Annotated in this window: 20 protein-coding genes; 13 read left to right on the top strand and 7 right to left on the bottom strand. The window is 53.7% G+C overall.

The window, feature by feature from the left end; translation table 11 throughout:
- Window positions 1-189: 189 nt before the first annotated feature.
- The gene (locus CKW19_RS10745) at window positions 190-666 is read right to left on the bottom strand and encodes an antitoxin Xre/MbcA/ParS toxin-binding domain-containing protein (protein WP_060543717.1); all 477 of its coding nucleotides are present in this window, start codon (window positions 664-666) and stop codon (window positions 190-192) included.
- Between the two features lie 448 nt (window positions 667-1,114).
- Here CKW19_RS10745 and CKW19_RS10740 point away from each other — a divergent pair, with 448 nt between their 5' ends.
- The 12 genes from CKW19_RS10740 (at window position 1,115) to CKW19_RS10685 (ending at window position 14,681) form a co-directional block, all read left to right on the top strand.
- The gene (locus tag CKW19_RS10740; RefSeq protein WP_060543716.1) at window positions 1,115-1,321 is read left to right on the top strand and encodes a co-regulatory protein PtrA N-terminal domain-containing protein; all 207 of its coding nucleotides are present in this window, start codon (window positions 1,115-1,117) and stop codon (window positions 1,319-1,321) included.
- A gap of 223 nt (window positions 1,322-1,544) precedes the next feature.
- A complete protein-coding gene (locus tag CKW19_RS10735; protein WP_060543715.1) occupies window positions 1,545-3,464 on the top strand; it encodes a copper resistance system multicopper oxidase in 1,920 nt (639 codons plus the stop codon).
- Between the two features lie 12 nt (window positions 3,465-3,476).
- The gene (locus CKW19_RS10730; RefSeq protein ID WP_060543714.1) at window positions 3,477-4,532 is read left to right on the top strand and encodes a copper resistance protein B; all 1,056 of its coding nucleotides are present in this window, start codon (window positions 3,477-3,479) and stop codon (window positions 4,530-4,532) included.
- A 161-nt stretch (window positions 4,533-4,693) separates the two neighbouring features.
- Window positions 4,694-5,161 (top strand): DUF411 domain-containing protein, encoded by a 468-nt coding sequence (locus CKW19_RS10725; RefSeq protein WP_060543713.1) that lies wholly within the window; start codon window positions 4,694-4,696, stop codon window positions 5,159-5,161.
- 134 nt (window positions 5,162-5,295) lie between these two features.
- Window positions 5,296-5,631, top strand: a complete 336-nt coding sequence (locus CKW19_RS29035) for a hypothetical protein (RefSeq protein ID WP_082457624.1) — start codon at window positions 5,296-5,298, stop codon at window positions 5,629-5,631.
- 101 nt (window positions 5,632-5,732) lie between these two features.
- Entirely contained in the window at window positions 5,733-6,989 is a 1,257-nt protein-coding gene (locus CKW19_RS10715) for a TolC family protein (RefSeq protein WP_060543712.1), read from the top strand.
- A complete protein-coding gene (locus tag CKW19_RS10710; RefSeq protein WP_095057876.1) occupies window positions 6,986-8,470 on the top strand; it encodes an efflux RND transporter periplasmic adaptor subunit in 1,485 nt (494 codons plus the stop codon). Before CKW19_RS10715 ends, CKW19_RS10710 begins: the two co-directional genes overlap by 4 nt.
- Window positions 8,467-11,625 (top strand): efflux RND transporter permease subunit, encoded by a 3,159-nt coding sequence (locus CKW19_RS10705; RefSeq protein WP_095057875.1) that lies wholly within the window; start codon window positions 8,467-8,469, stop codon window positions 11,623-11,625. The genes CKW19_RS10710 and CKW19_RS10705 overlap by 4 nt, the downstream gene beginning before the upstream one ends.
- A 54-nt stretch (window positions 11,626-11,679) precedes the next feature.
- The gene (locus CKW19_RS10700; RefSeq protein WP_060543709.1) at window positions 11,680-12,042 is read left to right on the top strand and encodes a DUF3302 domain-containing protein; all 363 of its coding nucleotides are present in this window, start codon (window positions 11,680-11,682) and stop codon (window positions 12,040-12,042) included.
- Between the two features lie 228 nt (window positions 12,043-12,270).
- Window positions 12,271-12,663: a hypothetical protein gene (locus tag CKW19_RS10695; protein WP_060543708.1), complete on the top strand. Its 393-nt coding sequence runs from the start codon at window positions 12,271-12,273 to the stop codon at window positions 12,661-12,663.
- Between the two features lie 102 nt (window positions 12,664-12,765).
- Complete coding sequence (locus CKW19_RS10690) at window positions 12,766-13,185, top strand: hypothetical protein (RefSeq protein ID WP_060543707.1); 420 nt, start codon at window positions 12,766-12,768, stop codon at window positions 13,183-13,185.
- Between the two features lie 11 nt (window positions 13,186-13,196).
- A complete protein-coding gene (locus CKW19_RS10685; protein WP_060543706.1) occupies window positions 13,197-14,681 on the top strand; it encodes a multicopper oxidase family protein in 1,485 nt (494 codons plus the stop codon).
- A gap of 398 nt (window positions 14,682-15,079) precedes the next feature.
- Here CKW19_RS10685 and CKW19_RS29340 read toward each other — a convergent pair whose 3' ends face one another.
- The 3 genes from CKW19_RS29340 to CKW19_RS28845 all read right to left on the bottom strand — a co-directional run bounded on the left by CKW19_RS29340 (window position 15,080) and on the right by CKW19_RS28845 (window position 17,376).
- Entirely contained in the window at window positions 15,080-15,373 is a 294-nt protein-coding gene (locus CKW19_RS29340; protein ID WP_060543705.1) for a BPSL0761 family protein, read from the bottom strand.
- A 73-nt stretch (window positions 15,374-15,446) separates the two neighbouring features.
- Window positions 15,447-16,832, bottom strand: coding sequence for a DEAD/DEAH box helicase (locus CKW19_RS10675; protein WP_060543869.1), 1,386 nt, complete (start codon window positions 16,830-16,832; stop codon window positions 15,447-15,449).
- 187 nt (window positions 16,833-17,019) lie between these two features.
- Entirely contained in the window at window positions 17,020-17,376 is a 357-nt protein-coding gene (locus tag CKW19_RS28845) for a hypothetical protein (protein WP_177408799.1), read from the bottom strand.
- 21 nt (window positions 17,377-17,397) lie between these two features.
- On the opposite strand from CKW19_RS28845, the gene CKW19_RS28715 reads away from it, so the two are divergent.
- Window positions 17,398-17,589: a hypothetical protein gene (locus CKW19_RS28715; RefSeq protein ID WP_095057874.1), complete on the top strand. Its 192-nt coding sequence runs from the start codon at window positions 17,398-17,400 to the stop codon at window positions 17,587-17,589.
- A gap of 414 nt (window positions 17,590-18,003) precedes the next feature.
- Here CKW19_RS28715 and CKW19_RS29485 read toward each other — a convergent pair whose 3' ends face one another.
- The 3 genes from CKW19_RS29485 to CKW19_RS29480 form a co-directional block, all read right to left on the bottom strand.
- Window positions 18,004-18,225, bottom strand: a complete 222-nt coding sequence (locus CKW19_RS29485; RefSeq protein WP_371856344.1) for a hypothetical protein — start codon at window positions 18,223-18,225, stop codon at window positions 18,004-18,006.
- A 121-nt stretch (window positions 18,226-18,346) separates the two neighbouring features.
- Window positions 18,347-19,507, bottom strand: a complete 1,161-nt coding sequence (locus CKW19_RS10655) for an ATP-binding protein (RefSeq protein WP_095057873.1) — start codon at window positions 19,505-19,507, stop codon at window positions 18,347-18,349.
- A 166-nt stretch (window positions 19,508-19,673) separates the two neighbouring features.
- A complete protein-coding gene (locus CKW19_RS29480) occupies window positions 19,674-21,101 on the bottom strand; it encodes a TnsD family Tn7-like transposition protein (RefSeq protein ID WP_143500315.1) in 1,428 nt (475 codons plus the stop codon).
- Window positions 21,102-21,470: the final 369 nt, after the last annotated feature.

The following is a 21,470-nucleotide window of genomic DNA, read 5'->3' as shown; positions in this document are numbered from 1 at the left end:
CAGGTCTCGGCGGTCAACTCAGCCCTGCGCTCACGAGCGCTATTCTGCCGATGAGCAATTTCCGTCGCACCCAGCATGTGTATCGAAATTAGCGAGTTTATGCTCAGGACATAATTTTGCTAATTTCCATACACTAAGCATCGCGGCAGTAGAAAACACGCAAGGTGTGTTTGGCAGACGCTTACAAACTTAGACTACTCCACCCCATTTTATAACTTGAAGCACACGGCTAACTTGCACGGCTCCGCGCTCAGTTTTGCAGAGCATTATGGGTTTACTACCACCGAGGGCTTGATTCGGCTTTGACATCCAGTCGGTGGCTGCTTGTCTGCTGTCGCAGACCTCCTCAGCCAAGTGACAAACAGCCGCAATTCGATCTAGTCGTCCGGACGCAACAGGATCAAGAGGCTTTTGTTGACGCCTATGTCGTTTGAGCGTGGAGGTCGAAATATTGAACAACATTTCCAAGCTACTTTCCTGAAGAGCAAAGTTCGCACAAAGGGCTTGAAAAAGTTGAGAGGGAAGCCCTTCACTGATCTGGAGTAATCGTTCCGATTCATTGAGAAAACCTCGATTTGCGCTGAAGCTCCAAAACATGGCAATCAATAAATCACGCGCTTTTTCTTCCTTTTTTGTTCGGCGTCGAGTGGTCGTTGTAGTGGTCATCACGACTCCATCAAACCAATTGGGTTTTTCTATCGCAAAGGCAACATATGGGCGCTGCGTTTAGGTTGCCTCGTGAGCTCTTCGTCCTGCCCCTCTGCACTGACCATCTACCGTGCTGATTGGGTTGAAGTAAAAGTCGCTTACCCATGGACCGACTGTAACGTGGGGCCCTATTGACCAGCAAATTGCATTCCCACCGGCCGCCCATTTGCATTCGCATCAATGCGGGAGTTCGGAAGGTGACTTGGCCGGATGCTTTCCCTGTTTCAACGTACGCAGACGATTGTTCAGGAAGAAAAGCGCAACCTTACGCACCTGTAATGTTCACCTAAGGTTCCTGACAGGGAACGACGGTTAAGGTGGCACCGAGCCTTGAGCTCAGCCCCAAAACCATTTTTCTCGATGTGGATTTAATGGGGTAACTGAAAACTCATCCAAGGATATCCAAATGAAATCTATGAAAACCCTGTTTGCCATTGCAGCTTTGACCGTCTCTTCCCTGGCTATGGCCGCAGGCGGTGGTGATCGGGCATTTGAACGTATGGAGGCGGCCAGAAAGGACTCGATGGAGTCGTACCAAATTGCCCAGAAGCAAGGCACTCAGCTCCCCGTAGCCGAGAGCAAAGCTAAAGCTGCCGACCACACCAGCTGCTGATCCATTTGGCACATACCCAAGCTGACAGAAATGTAATCACCCTGATAGTTAAAGTGTGGCAATTTCTAAGCTCGTCTGCCGTATGAGTGTTGTCAATTTCGGCGGCGGGCAAGGCTCAGGAAAGATGCTAGAAGAACTCCAGAGAAGTTGCCCCCGAACCGATAAGCGAAACGCACAAAGTGCTTCGCACGGCTTTCTTTTTGACTGAGTGGACATAAACGGCATGCATTCCAAAACCTCTAGGCGGACCTTCGTCAAAGGCCTGGCCGCTGGTGGCATTCTCGGCGGTCTCGGCCTGTGGCGTACCCCTGTCTGGGCAGTAACTAGTCCCGGTTTCCCGAACGTATTGGCCGGCAATGAATTTGATTTGTTCATTGGCGAAACTCCAGTGAACATCACAGGCTCGGCGCGCACGGCGATGACCATCAATGGTTCTTTGCCGGGACCGCTGCTGCGCTGGCGTGAAGGAGAAACGGTCACGCTGCGGGTGAAAAACCGACTGGACCAGGACACCTCCATCCATTGGCACGGGATCATTCTGCCGGCCAACATGGATGGTGTACCCGGCTTGAGCTTCCACGGTATCGCTCCCGATGGCATGTACGAGTACAAATTCAAAGTCCATCAGAATGGTACCTATTGGTATCACAGCCACTCTGGTTTTCAGGAACAGTCAGGCGTCTACGGTCCAATCGTGATCGATTCGAAGGCGCCAGAGCCATTTCAATACAACCGCGATTATGTGGTGATGCTGACCGATTGGACTGATGAAGATCCTGGTCGCGTGTTAGCCAAACTCAAGAAACAGTCGGACTACTACAACCACCACAAACCTACCGTCGGCGACTTCATCAACGATGTCAGCGAGAAAGGCTGGTCCGCGACAGTGGCGGATCGCAAGATGTGGGCCGAAATGAAAATGAACCCCACCGATCTTGCAGACGTCAGTGGGGATACTTACACCTACCTCATGAATGGCCAGGCCCCTGACGGTAACTGGACCGGTATTTTCAAACCGGGCGAGAAGCTGCGACTGCGCTTTATCAACGGTTCGGGAATGAGCTATTTCGACGTTCGTATCCCAGGCTTGAAAATGACCGTGGTGGCCGCCGACGGCCAACACGTCAATCCGGTCAGCGTCGATGAGTTCCGCATTGCCGTGGCAGAAACCTATGACGTAATTGTGGAGCCTGTCAGTCAGGAGGCCTACACCATTTTCGCCCAGTCCATGGATCGAACCGGATATGCCCGCGGAACCCTGGCAGTACGCGAAGGGCTCAAAGCTACTGTTCCCGCGATCGATCCACGTCCTCTGTTGACCATGGATGATATGGGGATGGGAGGAATGGATCACGACAATATGGCAGGCATGGATCACAGCACAATGAAACCGGGCGACATGGCCGGTATGGACCACAGCAAGATGATGGGCATGGATCAGGGCGATATGTCCGGCATGACCGGTATGGATCACAGCAAGATGACGGCCATGGATCAGGGCGATATGCCCGGTATGAACGGTATGGACCACAGCAAGATGACTGGCATGGATCAGGGCGATATGTCCGGCATGGCCGGTATGGACCATAGCACGATGGCGGGCATGGGCGGAGGCGCTATGCAGTCTCACCCGGCATCCGAAACCAACAACCCGTTGGTTGATATGCAAGCCATGAGCACAGCGCCGAAGCTAAACGATCCCGGCATTGGCTTGCGGAACAACGGCCGTCGAGTTCTAACGTACTCTGACCTTAAGAGCACGTTCCAGGACCCGGATGGTCGCGTGCCCAATCGCACCATTGAGCTGCACTTGACCGGTCATATGGAAAAGTTTTCCTGGTCATTTAACGGCATCAAATTCTCTGATGCTGAACCATTGCGCCTCAAGTATGGCGAGCGTCTGCGCATCACCTTGGTGAATGACACCATGATGACCCACCCCATCCACCTCCACGGTATGTGGAGCGACCTGGAGGATGAGAACGGCAATTTCATGGTGCGCAAGCATACGATCGACATGCCGCCAGGCACTAAGCGTAGCTATCGAGTAACAGCTGATGCGCTGGGACGCTGGGCTTATCACTGCCACCTGCTGTTTCACATGGAGATGGGGATGTTCCGTGAAGTACGGGTTGATGAGTAAAGGAGACGGGATATGACCCAAAAACCAAAAAAACGGATTGAGATCATGACCTGGAAGCTTCTACGTCCGACGCTGATGGCACTGACGGTCTCCTTCAGTGCCGCTTTTGTTGGTTTGGCCAGTGCCGCTGAAGAGATGGATCCGTCGATGACTATGTCTTCGGGAGCGGAGTCGAAACCGGCCGCACCTCAAAAGCCAATCCCCGCCAAAGACGGCCAGATGGATCACTCCAACATGGATCATGGTTCGATGGAGGCGATGGACCACAGCAATATGAATCATGGCCGGATGGACCAGGGTCAAATGGAAGGCATGGATCACAGCAAAATGAATATGGATACTGAGGCGACCAGTACGAGTCGAACGCCAATCCCCGTGTTAACCGAGGCTGATCGTAAAGCGGCGTTTCCGCCTCTTGCAGGTCATGGTGTTCATGACAAAAAACTCAACTCTTTCATCCTCTTGGACAAGTTCGAATACCAGGATGCGGATAACGGCAGCGTTCTGAATTGGGAAGCCAAAGGTTGGATCGGCGGTGACGTCGATCGTTTATGGCTGCGCTCGGAAGGTGAGCGCACCAACGGTGTGACGGAAGACGCCGAGCTCCAGGCGCTTTGGGGGCACTCAATCGGTCCATGGTGGGATGTTGTTACCGGCGTGCGCCAAGACTTCAAACCAGGCTCACCGCAGACTTGGGGTGCCTTCGGCATCCAAGGCATGGCCCTCTACAACTTTGAAACTGAAGCCACCGCATTCATCGGCGAAAACGGCCAGACCGCCGCTCGGCTGGAAGGTGATTATGACATTCTGCTCACCAATCGCCTGATCTTGCAGCCTACCGCTGAAGTGAACTTCTACGGGAAAGACGATCCTCAGCGCGGTATTGGCTCTGGTTTGGCCAATACGGAAGTGGGTTTACGGTTGCGCTATGAGATTGTCCGCGAGTTTGCGCCCTATATCGGGGTGACCTGGAGTCGCTCTTATGGCGAGACTGCCGACCTCGCTAGTGATGAAGGAGAAGATACGAACGAGGCGCGATTTGTCGCCGGTATTCGGATGTGGTTTTAAGAAAGCAGCGCCCATGCCCATGATGAGGACGCTGCGCCTTCTCAGGGTGAAGATACCAAGCCAGGCCATCCTCAGGTTGTGAAGGCTTCACATGATGCCCAAGCAACTTCGGCCGCTCAGCCTAAAATTCGTACCCATGCTGATGGGAAGGAGCACCCCCCATGCGAAATAACTTTCTTCGTCCCAGCCGGGCACTTCGCCTCGCCGCATTCGCGGCTCTGTTTATCAGTTCAGTTGGTCATGCAGCAGAGTCGCTGACGATCGACGTCCATCGTGATGCGAACTGTGGATGTTGCAAGAAGTGGATCCAGCACCTTGAAGCTAACGGTTTCACCGTCGTTGATCATGTAGAAACCAATATGAGCACGATCAAGCAAGACTTGGGCGTTGTTCCGCGTCTCTCGTCATGCCACACAGCAGTGGTCAACGGAAAATTTGTAGAAGGCCACGTACCTGCTGAGCAAATAGTTGCCTTGAGCAAACGTGATGACCTTATAGGGATTGCTGTGCCGGGTATGCCGGCAGGCTCGCCTGGTATGGAAGTCGATGGAAAGCAGGATGCTTATCAGGTGATCGGTCTGAGCAAAGCCGGTACTGACCAAGTGATCGCTGAGTACCCGGCAAACTAATCAGTGTTTGGCGGCTCTGCCGCCTTTATGACAAGAGGGAGCATAGGGCATGTTGACCTACAGACGCTATTTGGCTGGTTCTCCTGATAGATACGTATTTGTACAGCCAATTTTCAGCGTCTAGACTCCCTCGCATGAGACGCTATCTGCGGTGTTGCCTCATTCTCCTGATCAACTTGGCGCTTCCCTTGAGTGGGATGGCGGGCATTCAGTCACCGCTAGAACCTTGCCCCATGAAAACCATGATTATGATGAGTGAGATGAACCAGGACTGCGGCGTCGACATGAACTGCTCCGTCGATCATGGTAAATGCTGCAATCCTGGCCAGGATTGCAGGAGCGCCGTTTTGCTACAAGTGTCGTTTCGGAAACCTGTCACTCATTTGTCCAGTCCACAAATGCTGACAACTTTCAACGATTCCCTGCCTATTCATGCCCCGTCGAGAGTTTGGCGACCGCCTCGCGCTTGATTCCTGTACCACACTGAATCTCATCCTGCTTTGGCGCGGGATGGCATATCTGTGCGCATGTTTAACGTGGCGCGCAGTAGATCCTCACAGGAATCGTGAGCATGAATTCCAAGTGTTACTGCACTGGTTGGCCCCTCTTGGTCGCCTTGGTGGCAAGCATTCTGGCATTGCCCAGCCTTGCTGCGCCCCTAACACTCGACGAAGCCTTACGCTTGGCTGAAAACAACGCCCCTTCACTGACCGCTCAAGCTGCTAAACAGCAAGCAGCCCGTAGCGCAGCCATTCCAGCCGGTGAACTACCCGATCCGAAGCTCCTGCTGGGCGTACAAAACTATCCCATCAGCGGCCCTGAGGGTGGGCACCTGAAGCAGGACCCCATGACCATGCAGATGGTCGGGGTCATGCAGGAGGTACCCAACCGTGACAAGCGTAAAGCACGCATTGAAGTTGCTGAGGCGTCCGTAGCGCGAGCTGAGGCCGAAAGCCGTTTCGAGCGACTGAACGTTCGTGAGGCCACGGCATCAGCTTGGATCAGCAGTTACTCCGTCGAACGGAAAGAGGCGCTGTTTCAGGATTTTTACCGGGAGAACCGTCTATTGACTGATACCGTTCGGGCGCAGATTGCCGGTGGCCGAGCTCAACCTGCCGATGCGATCACGCCCAAACAGGAGGCGGCTCAGTTGGCGGAACAACAGGACGAGCTAATTCGTCTACGTGCGAAAGCCCGAGCGGCACTCAAGCGCTGGGTTGGCCCAGCGGCCAATGACAAGCTCGTCGGCAGCTTTCCCGATTGGCCCATCGATGCCTCAAGTTATTCCCAGAAGCTGCAACAGCACTCTGCCGTGGCGGCTTCCGCTTCAATGACTCGCGAAGCGCAGGCCAAGGTGCGTGAAGCCGAGTCGGAAAAGCAGTCCGATTGGAGTTGGGAGCTCGACTACCAGCACCGCGACAGTCAGTTCGGCGATATGGTCAGCGTGCAATTTACTTTCGACCTACCACTGTTCCCCGACTCTCGACAAAACCCGAAAATCGCCGCCAAACACGCCGAACTGAATCAGCTGGAGGCGGAGCGCGAAGCTCTTGTACGTGAAAAGACCCAGCAACTGGAGGACGATCTGGCGGAGTACGAGCGTCTGAACCGTGCCGTGCACCGCAGTCAGGACAGCTTAATACCGCTGGCCAAGGAAAAAGTGGATTTGACTATGGCCAGCTACAGCGCAGGTAAAAGCGACTTGGCAGCAGTCATTACGGCTCGACGTGCGCTTATCGAAACCCGCCTCAAACAGATCGACTACGAAGAACAACGCGCCCTCACCAGTGCTCGCCTGTATTTTGCTTATGGGGATACCAAACAATGAGCACTCGAATCTGGAAAGGGGCTTCACTGGCAGGTTTTTTGATTGCTTTGGGCGCTATCGGAGGTTACTGGATCTCTCACCAGCGCATGAGTGCAACGCCTGAAACAACTGCTGAGCAAGCACCTAAAACGCAAGACGAACGCAAAGTTCTGTATTGGTACGATCCGATGCAGCCACAACAGAAATTCGATAAGCCGGGCAAGTCGCCCTTCATGGATATGGAGCTGTTGCCCCGATACGCTGATTCCTCGGCGGACAATGCGGCCATGAGCATCGACCCTGGCCTGACCCAGAATCTCGGCTTGCGCTTGGCCACCGTCACCCGTGGACTCCTTGCTTCCAGTCTGGACGTGGTGGGTGCGCTAGCATTCAACGAGCGGGATGTCGCGGTCATTCAATCGCGTACTGCCGGCTTTGTGGAGCGGGTGTATGCCCATGCTCCAGGCGATGTACTCAAAGCCAATGCGGCGTTGGCCGATATCCTGGTACCCGAATGGGCCGCTGCTCAGGAAGAGTTTCTCGCACTCAAACGCATCGGCGATGCCGACTTGCTGGCGGCAGCACGACAACGGCTGCGTTTGACCGGGATGCCAGCGACGCTGATTGCTCAAGTCGAGCGAAGCGGCAAGGTTCAGCCGATCTTGACACTCACCAGCCCCATCAGCGGTGTGCTGTTAGAGCTGAGTGTCCGTTCAGGTATGACTGTGGCCGCCGGCGTGACTCTGGCTCGGGTTAATGGCTTGAGTAGTATCTGGCTAGCGGTGGCTGTTCCAGAGTCGGAGACTGGATCGATCATCGTCGGGCAAGCGGTCGAAGCACGTTTGCCAGCCTTTCCGGGGAAAGTACTCAGTGGCACCGTCAGCGCGATTCTGCCCGAAACCAATCCAGACAGCCGGACCGTGCGCGTGCGGGTTGAATTGCCCAATCCTGATGGGCAACTGCGGCCGGGCATGACAGTCCGGGTGCACCTGAATCGTTCGACAGATCAAAGCGTATTGTGGGTGCCGAGCGAGGCAATCATCCGCACTGGCCGACGTGTCTTGGTGATGCTCGCTGAAGGCGCTGGCCGCTACCGACCTGTAGAAGTGCAACTCGGGCAGGAAAACGAAGGCAAGACAGTGGTATTGAAGGGGTTGGAAGAAGGTCAGCAGGTAGTCAGCTCAGGGCAGTTCCTGCTCGACTCGGAGGCCAGCCTCAAGGGGCTTGTCGCGCCGACTCTGGAAGTTCCGCCATCCACTGCCGCAGCTGCCGCCTTGCATGAGGCCGAAGGCCAGATTGTCGAGATCAACAACCAAGACGTGACGCTCGCCCATGGTCCATTCAAAACGCTGGGCATGCCAGGCATGACCATGACCTTTCCATTGGCTGACCCTGTTCTCAGACAAGGACTTAAAGCGGGGGACAAGGTTAGGATTTCACTGCGTCAAACCGATGATGGTTTGCGCGTTGAACGCCTGGAAAAACTAGGGGGTCAGCCATGATTGCCGCCCTGATCCGCTGGTCAGTAGCCAACCGCTTCCTGGTACTGCTCGCCACGCTGTTCGTCACGGCCTGGGGTGTCTGGGCGGTTCAGAGCTCCCCCATCGATGCATTGCCAGATCTTTCCGATGTTCAGGTGATTATTCGCACTCCTTATGCGGGGCAAGCGCCGCAGATTGTCGAGAACCAGGTGACCTACCCACTGGCCACCACCATGCTATCGGTGCCAGGGGCCAAAACAGTTCGCGGCTATTCCTTTTTCGGCGACAGCTTTGTTTACGTGTTGTTTGAAGACGGTACCGACTTGTATTGGGCTCGCTCACGGGTATTGGAGTATCTGAGCCAGATACAAAGCCGTCTGCCGGCCAGCGCCAAACCGGCTTTGGGTCCGGATGCTACGGGGGTGGGCTGGATCTACCAGTACGCACTGGTGGATCGCAGTGGTGGGCACGATCTGGCGCAGCTACGCGCACTACAGGATTGGTTTCTCAAGTTCGAACTCAAGACCCTGCCCAATGTGGCGGAGGTCGCCACTGTGGGCGGCATGGTCAAGCAGTACCAGGTGCAGCTCGATCCGCTCAAACTTGCCAGTCAGGGCATCACCCAGGCGCAGGTGGCCGAGGCTATCGGTAAGGCCAATCAGGAAACCGGTGGTGCGGTGCTGGAAATGGCGGAAACCGAATTTATAGTGCGCGCTTCCGGTTACCTGAAGACACTGAATGACTTCCGTGCGATTCCACTCAAGCTTGGCGCTGGTGGTGTACCAGTGACCCTCGGCGACGTCGCGACTATCCAGATGGGGCCGGAAATGCGTCGCGGCATCACCGAACTCGATGGCGAAGGTGAGACCGTCGGCGGCGTGGTGATTCTGCGCAGTGGCAAGAACGCTCGCCAAACCATTGCTGCGGTCAAAGCCAAACTTGACGACCTGAAGAGCAGTCTGCCAGCCGGAGTAGAAATCGTCACCACCTATGATCGCAGCAAGCTGATTGATCGTGCCGTGGAGAACCTTGGCTACAAACTGCTTGAGGAATTCCTCGTCGTCGCGGTGGTCTGCGGGATATTCCTTTGGCATTTTCGCTCATCCCTAGTGGCTATCATCTCTCTGCCGGTGGGGGTGCTGATTGCCTTCATCGTTATGCGCTTCCAAGGGATTAATGCCGACATCATGTCGCTTGGCGGGATCGCTATCGCCATTGGCGCCATGGTCGATGCCGCCGTGGTGATGATCGAAAATGCTCACAAAAAGATCGAGGCCTGGCACGCGGCCCACCCGGGGAAGGAACTGAAGGGTGAACAACACTGGCATGTAATGACCGAATCGGCGGCCGAGGTAGGGCCGGCACTGTTTTTTTGTCTGTTAATCATCACACTTTCGTTCATACCGGTGTTCACACTGGAGGATCAAGAGGGACGTCTGTTTGGTCCTTTGGCCTTCACCAAGACCTACGCCATGGCCGCTGCGGCCGGACTATCGGTAACCTTGGTGCCAGTGCTGATGGGCTACTGGATTCGTGGACGAATCCCCAGAGAGGAGCAGAACCCTCTGAACCGCTGGTTGATCAGGATCTATCAACCGGCCCTGGACGCGGTACTGCATCGTCCGAAAATCACCCTGTTGGTCGCGCTCTTGGTCTTTCTCAGCGCGCTATGGCCGGTCTCTCGCTTGGGCGGCGAATTCCTCCCTGCGCTGGACGAGGGCGATTTACTCTATATGCCTTCGGCCCTACCGGGGTTGTCGGCGCAGAAGGCCGCGCAACTGCTGCAACAGACTGACCGCATGATCAAAACCGTGCCAGAGGTCGAACATGTCTTTGGCAAAGCCGGCCGCGCTGAATCCGCGACCGATCCAGCCCCCTTGGAGATGTTCGAGACCACCATCCAATTCAAACCACGCGAGCAGTGGCGCCCCGGGATGACCCAAGAGAAGCTGGTGGAAGAACTGGATCGAGCGGTGCGAGTCCCGGGGCTGACCAATATCTGGATACCGCCCATCCGCAACCGCATCGACATGCTCGCCACCGGTATCAAGAGTCCAATCGGGGTAAAAGTTACCGGTCCCAACCTCACGGAGATCGATGCAGTTACTCAGGCAGTCGAGCGCGTGGCGAAGGACGTGCCTGGGGTCAGTTCATCTCTGGCCGAACGATTGACGGGTGGGCGTTACATCGATGTGGATATCGATCGTAAGGCAGCTGCCCGCTACGGGTTGAACATCGCCGATGTGCAGTCGATCGTGGCCGGTGCTATTGGTGGTGAAAACGTCGGGGAGACAATTGAAGGGCTCGCACGCTTTCCGATCAACGTGCGTTATCCCCGAGAATGGCGCGACTCGCTCGGTGCATTGGAGCAGCTGCCGATCTACACCCCTTTGGGGAGTCAGATTACCCTCGGAACAGTAGCAAAGGTCAAAGTCAGTGAAGGGCCTCCGATGCTCAAGAGCGAGAATGCACGGCCTTCCGGCTGGGTGTACATCGATGTGCGGGGCCGGGATATTGCCTCGGTGGTCGCCGACTTGCGCCGGGTCGTCGGTGAGCAGGTCAAGTTGCAGCCAGGCATGAGTTTGAGCTACTCCGGGCAGTTCGAGTTTCTAGAGCGAGCCAACGCACGGCTCAAGTTGGTGGTACCGGCCACGTTGCTGATCATTTTCGTACTGCTCTACCTGACCTTTTCCCGTTTCGACGAGGCCTTGCTGATCATGGCCACCCTGCCATTCGCTCTTACGGGTGGCGCATGGTTCCTCTACCTATTGGGATTCAACCTGTCGGTGGCTACCGGCGTCGGTTTCATTGCTCTAGCAGGTGTGTCTGCCGAATTTGGCGTGATCATGCTGCTTTATCTGAAAAACGCCTGGGCCGAACGCGAAGAGGCAGACGACAGTACCGAGCGTGGGTTAATCGCCGCGATTAGCGAAGGCGCCGTGCAGCGTGTTCGACCCAAGGCTATGACCGTGGCGGTCATCATTGCTGGTCTGTTACCAATCTTATTGGGCAGTGGTACCGGTAGCGAAGTGATGAGCCGCATTGCCGCACCTATGGTCGGTGGCATGATCACTGCGCCTTTATTGTCTCTGTTTGTCATCCCTGCGGCCTATCGTCTGATGCGCCGTCGACACCTATCTGCTGAACCCACCAACACTTTAGAAAAGATCGTATGAAACTGACCCTGATTGCAGTTTCTAGCACCGTAACTGAAGACGACGGAGGGAGTCATGCTCGATTACTTCGCTTTGGGCCTCTTAATATTTGTCGGTTTGGTTTTGTTTTACGGAATCCTCATGTTGCATGACATCCCCTATAACATCGCCGTGAGCCGCAATCACCCTCATCAGGATGCGATCCATGCGACTGCTTGGGTAAGCATGTTCACCTTACACGTGCTCTGGCCGTTTCTGTGGATTTGGGCAACCTTGTACAGGGAAGATCGAGGGTGGGGTTTCAGCGATGGACAATCGCCGAAAAACCATGTCGTTCACCTGGAGCAACAGATCACAGACCTGCAACAGCGCATTGAGCGCCTGGAAGAGACAGCGACGTCGCCAAAGGCATCGGCTAATTCTGAAGAGGGCATCTAAGCTCCGCTCGCTCGCAGCAGGTATTCCATACCGATTTCGCACCAGACGATCTGCGCTTGGCGCAGTTGTAAGGTATCGATGCCGAGCCCAGCCCAAAGCTAGGGGTGATCCAAGATGAGTTTTGAACTTGGTCGTCACCCCTCGCTTGCTTGACTTCGATCAATGTTTCTATTTCTTTGCAAGCTAGACTGAAAATTGTTACGACGTAAAAAGTCGAGGAAGTACTCCATGTACTGGTTCCGCCGTCATCGTCAAAGCCTATTGCACCTCACCCTCGTGGTGTGGGTGTTGGCTGTGGCGGTAATGGCAATCCAGGGTTGTCTGGTGCAGACAGGTCACAATGTAGCTACGCCACACACTGCCGAGCAGTATTTGCAGCCTGATCATGTTCTCCACGCCAATGGTTGCCTCCAGACGTGTGAGGACGTTGCCACGGCGATTAAACCTTCATCGCAGATTCCAGTATTAGACCCCATCAACTGGGTAGTCCTTTTGCTGTTAACTGCGGCAGTACTCCTACTTATCCCAGAAGAGAAATTCTCCTTCGCCGCTCTTCAACTGAAGCGCCCCGCACCGCCGGGGAGGCCAGCCCGCCTGACTTTCGTTCGTTCCAACGATTAACCCCAATTTCAAAGTGGCCGGCACCGGTCGCTCTGTCTTGCTGCGCCGCTTTTTTGCGACTCAGTTGTTCCTGCTTACCCTTCACAATCTCCGGAGCTCATCATGCAAGCAATTTCCAAATTGGTTCTAGCCACGATTTTGGCAAGCAGTGCGTTCATGGCCTCTGCCGAAGATGCGCACCACCCAGCCGACGTACCAAGCAACTCAGCCGAGAATACAGCACCAGCACCAGCACCAGAGTCGGCGGCCATGACTCAAGCTATGACCGATCAAATGCAGAAAATGCAGGCTGCACATGACAAAGCAGCGGCTGCAAAGACTCCCGCCGAGCGCCATGCGGCCATGCAAGAAGGCATGAAAACGATGAAGGACAGCATGGCCATGATGAGCAAACATCATAGCGCAATGGGCTGTATGAACATGTCTGGGGATAAGAACAGTGGAGGTATGGGGATGATGGACATGATGATGAAAATGATGGATCAGCAGTCAAACATGATGAACATGCCAATGACTAAGTGAAGGTGACCCAGATGCAACGACGTACCTTTCTCGGCGGGATGGCTGTAGCAGGACTGGTAACTCCTTGGTTGCGCGCCTGGTCGGTCGAGACCATGGGCTCCCCGTCGTCGCCTCTTGGGCTGCCATTGCTGGCATCAGAGTCACTGCCCAAAGGTGGTACTCTTCGGGAACTCACCAAACTGACCAACACCAGCAATCAGCCAGGCAACTTCCAAGGCAAGCTGATCGCTGCACCTGTAACGCTGCCGTTTATCCCCGGTCATGCTTCGACCGAGTTCTGGGCCTATAACGACACTCTGCCCGGTCCTTTGATTGAGCTATTTGAGGGGGACACGGTGGAAATCACCTTCGTGAACCAGCTTAAACAGCCATCCACTATTCACTGGCATGGCTTGCCAGTGTCGCCGGAGCAGGACGGTAACCCGAAAGACCCAGTGCCACCCGGCGGAAGCCGTATCTATCGTTTCAATCTGCCCGAGGGTAGTGCCGGTACCTACTGGTACCACCCTCATCCACACCAATATACCGCCGAGCAAGCCTTCCGTGGACTGGCTGGGGCTCTGGTGGTCCGATCGCGCAAAGACCCACTGATCACACTGCCGGAACGACTGTTAGTGATCTCTGATCTCAAACTGGACCGCTATGCTGCCATTGCACCAAATGAAGAAAACGACTGGATGAATGGTCGCGAAGGTCAGTTCGCCTTGGTCAACGCCCAGCGTCAACCGGTATTGCCATTCGATACAGGAGGACGCGAGCGTTGGCGCGTTTGGAATGCCTGTAGTGCCCGATATCTACAACTCACGCTGCCCGGTAGTACGCTGACTCTAGTAGGAACGGACGGTGGTTTATTGGAAGCTGCACAGCCAGGACTGACCGAATACTTACTGGCGCCCGGCCAACGGGCCGAACTCATAGTCGACGCCAGTAACCGTCGAGACAAAGCAGAGCTAATTGCTAATGTATATCCACGGGGCAAGATGGGTAATGTGGCGCCTGATCGAATCATCCCCCTGCTAACAGTTGATTTTGCAGCCGTCACTTCCAAGGTACAGGCAGACTTGCCTGCCCATCTTGGCTCAGTGGACGACCTTGGCCCGACGTCAACCTCTAAGCAGGTAGTATTCAGTGAAAGCATGAGTATGGCCAATGGTCGCCATAGCGTTCAGTTCCTAGTCAACGATCAGGAATACGACATGCAACGGATCGATCTGACCAGCCGAGTCAATGAAGTGGAGCTTTGGGAAATCGTCAACCGCAGCGACATGGACCATCCCTTTCACCTACACGGCACCCAATTCCAAGTAGTTGAGCGCGAGTTTGAGGGAGTGGTCACGCCCGCTCCATTCCGTGCATGGCAGGATACGGTCAACCTGCGCGCGAATGAAGTCGTACGTATTAAAACAGTACAGCGATGGCCCGGCTTACGCATGTTTCACTGCCACATCCTCGAACATGAGGCAATGGGCATGATGGGACAGCTTGAGGTGGTTTGAGCGGAGACAACAATGTCGTCATAGGCAGAACATTCGTCAGATTCCAACAAGCCGGAGAAGTTTCGAGTTAGGCAGGTATTGGCTTGATCATTTCCGCGAAGCAGGTTCATCGACCGCTGATATCGATAAACTGCCGCGCAGAAATAGCCATCCCAAATTACTCCGGCTCAAGCTCTTGACGTTGCACTCACCGGACTATCGCTTGGTATAAGTGCGCACGCATTACACCCTGCCAAGCGGTTCCCAATTATGAGACTGAGTGACAATTACACATTGGCATGTAGCTATCGCAGTCATAAGGCGGAAGGCTCGAACGGCCGGCATAACTATGTTCAGCGTTGCAACCTACGAAATTGACAGCACTTTACCTACTGAAATGGCTACGAAATGGAGGATCGCTAAGTCCGAGAAACGCTATCTGGGCCGTCGTCAGAGAACAGGAGCTCAGTAACCAACCAGACGCCTAGTACCGGCGGTAGAGGTCCATGTTTCTCCTCAACGAGATACAGCTCGGCTTTCCGGCGCTCCTCTAATTTGCCAGCGAGCCAAATATCACTCGCAGCGGGGTAATGACGCAGCAGGCCTTTGGCACGAAGTCGTAAGGATTCGGGCACGCTCGCGTCATGGGCAAGATCCTGTAGAAATCTCTCTGTCTGGACAACGCTACGGGTACGCTCATGTACCTTAGTCATAAAGATTTATCGCTCCTGTTAAGTCGCTGAAGCAGCTGCGTCCGTCGGCGCAGACTAAGTGCGCATTATTCAATCAGAAAACACTCAGCAACTGATGTCGAAAGTGCTGCGAAAAATTTACGGCGAAGGTCGACTCCAATCGAAACTCATCAGGTGTTAAATCACCAACCTGATATTTTGACTCCAAGTATCCAGAGCTATTTATCTCGAAATATTCATCAGGATCCTCAACATTTAACTCCTCACCACGGGCTTCTTTTGCTGGGACTTTAACCTGGATACAGACTGCTGAATCCTCGGGTAGATCATCGGCAAGTCGCTGCGCATAGCGTTGCAGTAATGGCTCGGCTAAAACATAAAACCATGCTTGATCATCAGACTCCCCTATCCGCCGAAGAACTCTTCCCAGTACTTGTCGAAAGTGCAGTTCGGTGCGAATGCGACTCAGATAACAGCAGACCTGAAGCCGAGGAATATCTGTACCCTCACTAATCATCCCAACTGAAATTATCCATCGACAATGACTATTTCTAAAACTATTTATTATCTGCTGGGCATCCGGCGTTTTGTTTGTCACGACGCAGCAGATTTCGCCCTTTGCCTTTAACTCTAAAGCTATTTGGTGAGCATGTTTAATATTTGTGGCAACTACCAAGCCTGCCGCATCCGGCTTCTCTTTTCTGACATCGTTAAGTTTTTCGCATGCCTTGCTCAATAGCTGACAGAGAATGTCATCGTGGTAAAGCAGGTCCTCGTAAGAAACGGGAGATTCGTCTAAAAGATTTGCAATGCTAGGAAACAGCCTAACCGAACCGTAATTATCCCCGTCCTCCATAAGGCGTACCTCTTGGTTATCCATTAAAACGATGCGAGGTGACCGGCAAACGCGATCGGTGATGGCCTCTTTAAGCCCATAGCGGTAATCACAAATCAACTCACCTTCCGGGGTTGAATACCGTGCCAGAGAAATAACATTTTGATCGGAGCGCCAAGGTGTACCCGATAGCGCCAGAGTGAACGCTGCACGGTCCTGTACACGCTGAATGATCTGTTGCCCCCACGAATTGCTTGATAGTGAGTCGTGCCCCGCGCAGTGATGAATCTCATCGAAAACAGCAAAAACTCGATACTCATCAAAAAGCTTCCAAAAGGCTTCCTCTCGATATTCCATCGCTTGATAGGTGCAAGCAGCACCAATTGCTCCTAACAAACCATCCAGACGCCGACCGAGCACTTTAGAAAATGTAGTCCGGAAACCCTCTACTACCTGGCATGAAGGTGCAAAGCAGAGAATCAGATCAATCTTGTCGCGCTCCAGAAGACGGCTTGCCAATTCTGCCGCCATTCGGGTCTTCCCAGCGCCCGGCGTCGCCTGACAGAAAAGATGAGGGCTAGAGATATAATGGTTCAGAGCCGTATCAATGCACCTACTTTGCCAATTCCTCAGTGATCCATTCATCATGATGTGAGTGTGTTGACGCGGATGCCGATTTGACCCACTTGCCGACGCAAGACTACCCCACCTCCAAATCGGCAAAAATCCTGCCCAGGTAATGTTTTTCGAGGAATCGGACTGGGTCAGTGACATCTCGGCATCTGGGTAAATTCGGCGTCAGCGCCAACACACAGCCCTTCACGACAGGCAGCTATCGGCCAGGATCGGGGGCTGCATATGGGCCCAAAGACTCGTGTGGCAACGGTTCTCCATTTAGCGCAGCCATGATTTGGTCTAGAACCTCAACCTTGGCGTCAAGCATTCCGCAGACGTGGTAAAGATCGGCCAATACGCCGAGTAATGTTTGAACATCATGCTGATAACGAACTGGTGTCAGGGTTATCGTGCCGTCCGGTTGTTTTTCCATATTCAGCTTGTCACCGCAGGTCAACCCGATAGCCGCCAGAAGATCGTCAGGCAAAGGTATGATCAGATCGCCAGTTACATCATCAGTGTTTTGGCAGGTAACAATCCATCTGCCATTTTCAGAGAGTGGTGTCGGGTTCATTATTTTCCCCTAGGTGATCACATGACAGAGAAAATTACTGTTCTTGGCCCAGTGGATTACTTGGATAGCTGGGAAATGGTGGAGGCCTTTTTGGCTGATGCGTATGAGACCGGTGACGCTGCTTCGATTGCCGAGGCGATAGCGATTGTTGCACGCGCCAAAATTCGTATCGATGAAGCGGAAGAAGCACAGAAGCCATCGTCATGTTCGTGACAGCGTTTTTCTCGCACGCAAGAAATTCGGCCTGACCAGTCTGACTCCCAGCACCCAAGGGAGCTGATTTCTTGTACGGAGTCTCCGCAAGACTTGCCGGCGAAGGCTGAGCCCTCAACCTGGGTAAAGGCATTGATAGTATCGACGTTGAAAAAGCTATGGTACTTGGACGAGTTCTGCAGACGCACAAGTTTGGCTCGGGCCTCACCTTTGACAGTGCTGTTGATTTTCATCTTCGGATGCCTTGGCGTGATTAATGGCATTGTTGTGAGGCCATGCCTGACTGCAAATCAGATCACCCGAGGCCGCGCGTGCTGACGAAGCTCGCTGAGGGTGTCGCTCATCAAATCAAAATGGAATAGAAATCGAGCGCTGCCTGGCAGTGGTGGTACGGACGTGTTTGGTAAGGCGCGTTTATCTCAGGCTTATCAGGTCTTTGACGGTGACATTCTGTCGCGTGCCATTTCCGAGCAGGACATACACCGAGTTTTTAGTGAGGAAAAAGCTTTCCTCGTAGCTCAACTGGAATGAGCTACGCACCCAGTCACCGGGGTTGAAGCGGCCTTGGCTGTCGAGCACAACGTTTAGCGCATAGACCATCACCGGTCCCAAACCACGGGCACGAAGTGCTTCCAGCGTGGCAACTCACCAATTCCACGGCCACAACGATTTAGCTGTCTCGATAGCGGGGAACAAAACGCCACGCAAGGTGCACTCACCTACCGTGCTGCAACGCAGGAACCACTATTGATGAGGTTCACACTAGGTCATCCAACAGACCATCTTCGCGTAGAAGGTCAACTATCACCTGTTCCTCGATCGTATAGACACCGCGAGAAGTTTTCCAGACCAGTTTCTTTTCCTGCAGCGCCATGAGCGCTAGCTTCACCTCTGGCACTTCGACCCTCGGCTCGCTTGGGGCTATGCCAGCGTTCGTTATCGCTTTGGTATACAACTCCATAGTCGAAGATTCGAAGGGCGCGTAACCCTCACCCTTTGCACCCATGACACAAATGACGGCAGACTGGATCGGTGTGAGGCTATGAATCACCATCTTAAGATCCGCATTGAGCGCTTCCGCTTGCGCTCGGACAAGCTCGGTAAATCGCACCAGGATGGCTTTAGGGCCCACGGTGAGATCGAAACGGATACCGTCTGCGGCTGCGCTGAGAATTTCGGGGCGATAACCACTCTCTTGAAACAACTGGAATACATCTGAAGGGTCGAGATTATTTGGAAGGTCAAGCGCCTTGCAATACCAGTCAATGAAGTCTTTTTCCAACATTGGGAGCTGCAGCATTGAGGCCCCAAAAAACGCCTCATCGCTGCTATTGCGAAGCATGGCAAGCTTGTTTTGGTTTGACCCGATGCAAACGATGCGAAGACCATAATGTTGGGAGCGGTTAAGTTCGTCCCTGGCCGCCTTTAGCGCAAAGAGCGTTGCGACGCCTTCGTCTGTCGTGATCGCATGTTGAGTTTCGTCGATTATCAGAACAATGAGTTTTTTCGCCTTATCGGACAGCGCTTCAAATGCCTTGGTGAGACTGATTTCTTTCCCGAGCCCAATTTTGTTCACGTTGAAATTCACGCGACCGACACGTACCGCTTCCTGCCTGGGAGCTATCGCCAATCGGCTCATGAGTTCTTTGTCACGTCCAATAGCTTCTCGGAGAGTCTCGGCTATGACAGCTCCTGGCTCTGCCGTCAGGTCCTTCCAAAGATCGGCATACAACACAATAGCTCCCGCCTCTTTCAAGGCAGGCCTCAAATCTTCGCGGGCGAAAGTGGACTTTCCGGTTCGGCGTGGCGCTGTCAGGAAGACACCTGACGCAGCAGCACTGCCCACTGCCACTTGCGTTATCAGCTTAGTGAGCCGTGCAGCCAGCGCCCGGCGGCGGTAAAAATTTTTCTGGGACATGGCTGGCCCTTGATGAGATCTATAGGGAATAAAAGCGTTTGAAGCCTAATTTGAGCGGGATTCAGCATCGCGTCCAGCCAGCGTTGAGAGTAGCCCGCTACCTTTGAAGACGCTTAGGATGGAACTGGCGACCTGATCATACCTTTGCCTAACGATCTGCTGGCAGCTATGGGGTTTGCGCTCCCTCTGATGGCGACTTTCCGCAACGTAGGTAACGTGTTTGTGCAAGCAGCCACACTCGATCATTTCTATATAGCCATGCATAAATGCCTGGTATCTCTAGGCGAATGCTTTTTGCGCTAGCGCCTGAATGGGCCAGGACGGTGTCATGCCATTTTGATCGATGTTCTCGAAGGGCCGTCTGCTGGAGCTGCTCAGCCCGCAATTTCAGTATCGTTGGGGCCGAGCTGGGCAATCCATTGGCAGTGCAAATGGGTTGCCCGAACTTGGCAGTGATTGAATCAGTAGAGTCACCATTCATAAGGCGCTTTAAGGCAGGGTCACGAATCTCCGGCTTGAGCTTTTCGGGTCTACAGAGAGTGTTTTCACTTGGCAGCTCATCGGTCATTGGTGCAACTGTCACAGCCAGGGGGGCCTCCTGCTGCGTGATGGGGCGCTCCGGGGGCTGGAGTAGACCTTCTAGCCGGTCATAAGCTTCGATGAACGATTCCAGTCGACCAAAAAGCCAAGTGATTATCGTTAGGTGCTTAAGCGGAGTGTAATAACCACAGGGATTACGGGTGAGCTGCTTGAGGACGGCTTCTGCGCCCTGCGTCGTCGTGGGCAGAGTATGGAGAGGAGCGTAGGTCTGAAGCAGTGATGCGTACTCTGAGAATGAGGTTGCGATCAGCGTTCTATCTTGGCCGGTGATGCACAGTCGGGTTAATGCATTCTGATAGACGGATCTCACAATCATTGGGTTAAAGCGCCTGGACATCGCGTAGCTCGCAAGATCCAACACACCCTTTCCTAATCGCTGAAGTGCTTCGTGAACTGCGGTAGAAGGTACTGACGCTGTCTGCGGCGCAAGAACATCGTCGCAAGGTAAAGCGAAGTGAAGACGTCCAGGCCATTGGTAATTCACGGCGCTTTCTCGTAGCACCAACCCGTGAATAGGGCACAGAACTACCCCAGGGTATTGGTGCGATAGGTGCCAGAAAGCTACCCGATGGATGTCTAGATCCGTAGCCATGCAGGCTGTGCAGGCTTTCAAAGGATGCTCTGCACCGAAACGCCCAGCTAGAAGTCCCAAGCGATACTTGATCGCCCCAATATCAGCTTTCTCCGCGCTTTGAACCAGTTCTGGGATCTGCTGATCCGACTGAAATGGAAAAAATAGTGGGAGAATCGTGTGTTCCCTGATGATCGATGTCGGATCACCCCATGCCGACGGTGCTTGGGTTGTTAGGGCGCCAAGATTCCGAGGAAAGTCCAGTGTGGTGGTGCCGTGATGACGGCTGAACAGCCAATCTAATGTGTCTGAGGTTTTCAAATTCCCCAAAAATTTATGCTGACGGCAACAAAGACTGTAGAGCGTCTCATCCTCGAACCATCGGACGAATAAGTCACGCGATTGACCGGCTGAACTATTCACGATTATGGCCGTTAACGAACCACACTCATGGTAAACACTTCGCCTTACTTTGCGAAGTGCTCTGTTAGCACTAAAAACAGTAGTGCCGTTACTGTTAAGTTCGATCCGCTATTTTGACAATGAATAGAAGAATTCGGTAACGATGGTGAGAGTGCAGAGGCACGCATCCAGAATGAAGCCGGAGTGGCTTTTGGTTGTCATCGAATAATTTTAAGCGGTACCATATTTCGTTTTACCGAAGAATTTAGTTTTCCAATCGTTCGTTTGTACCACGGGATCTCGAAGTTTGTACTACGCAGATCTCACATTCGTACCACAGACCTTTATATCGCCCGTGCTACGGGAGTGCTAATTGATAGCGGAGTTAAA

The organism is Pseudomonas sp. Irchel s3f7 (assembly GCF_900187615.1).
In the GTDB taxonomy this organism is placed as follows: domain Bacteria; phylum Pseudomonadota; class Gammaproteobacteria; order Pseudomonadales; family Pseudomonadaceae; genus Aquipseudomonas.
Note: the sequence above shows the minus strand (reverse complement) of the source record. Positions and strands in the feature narration are given on the sequence as shown.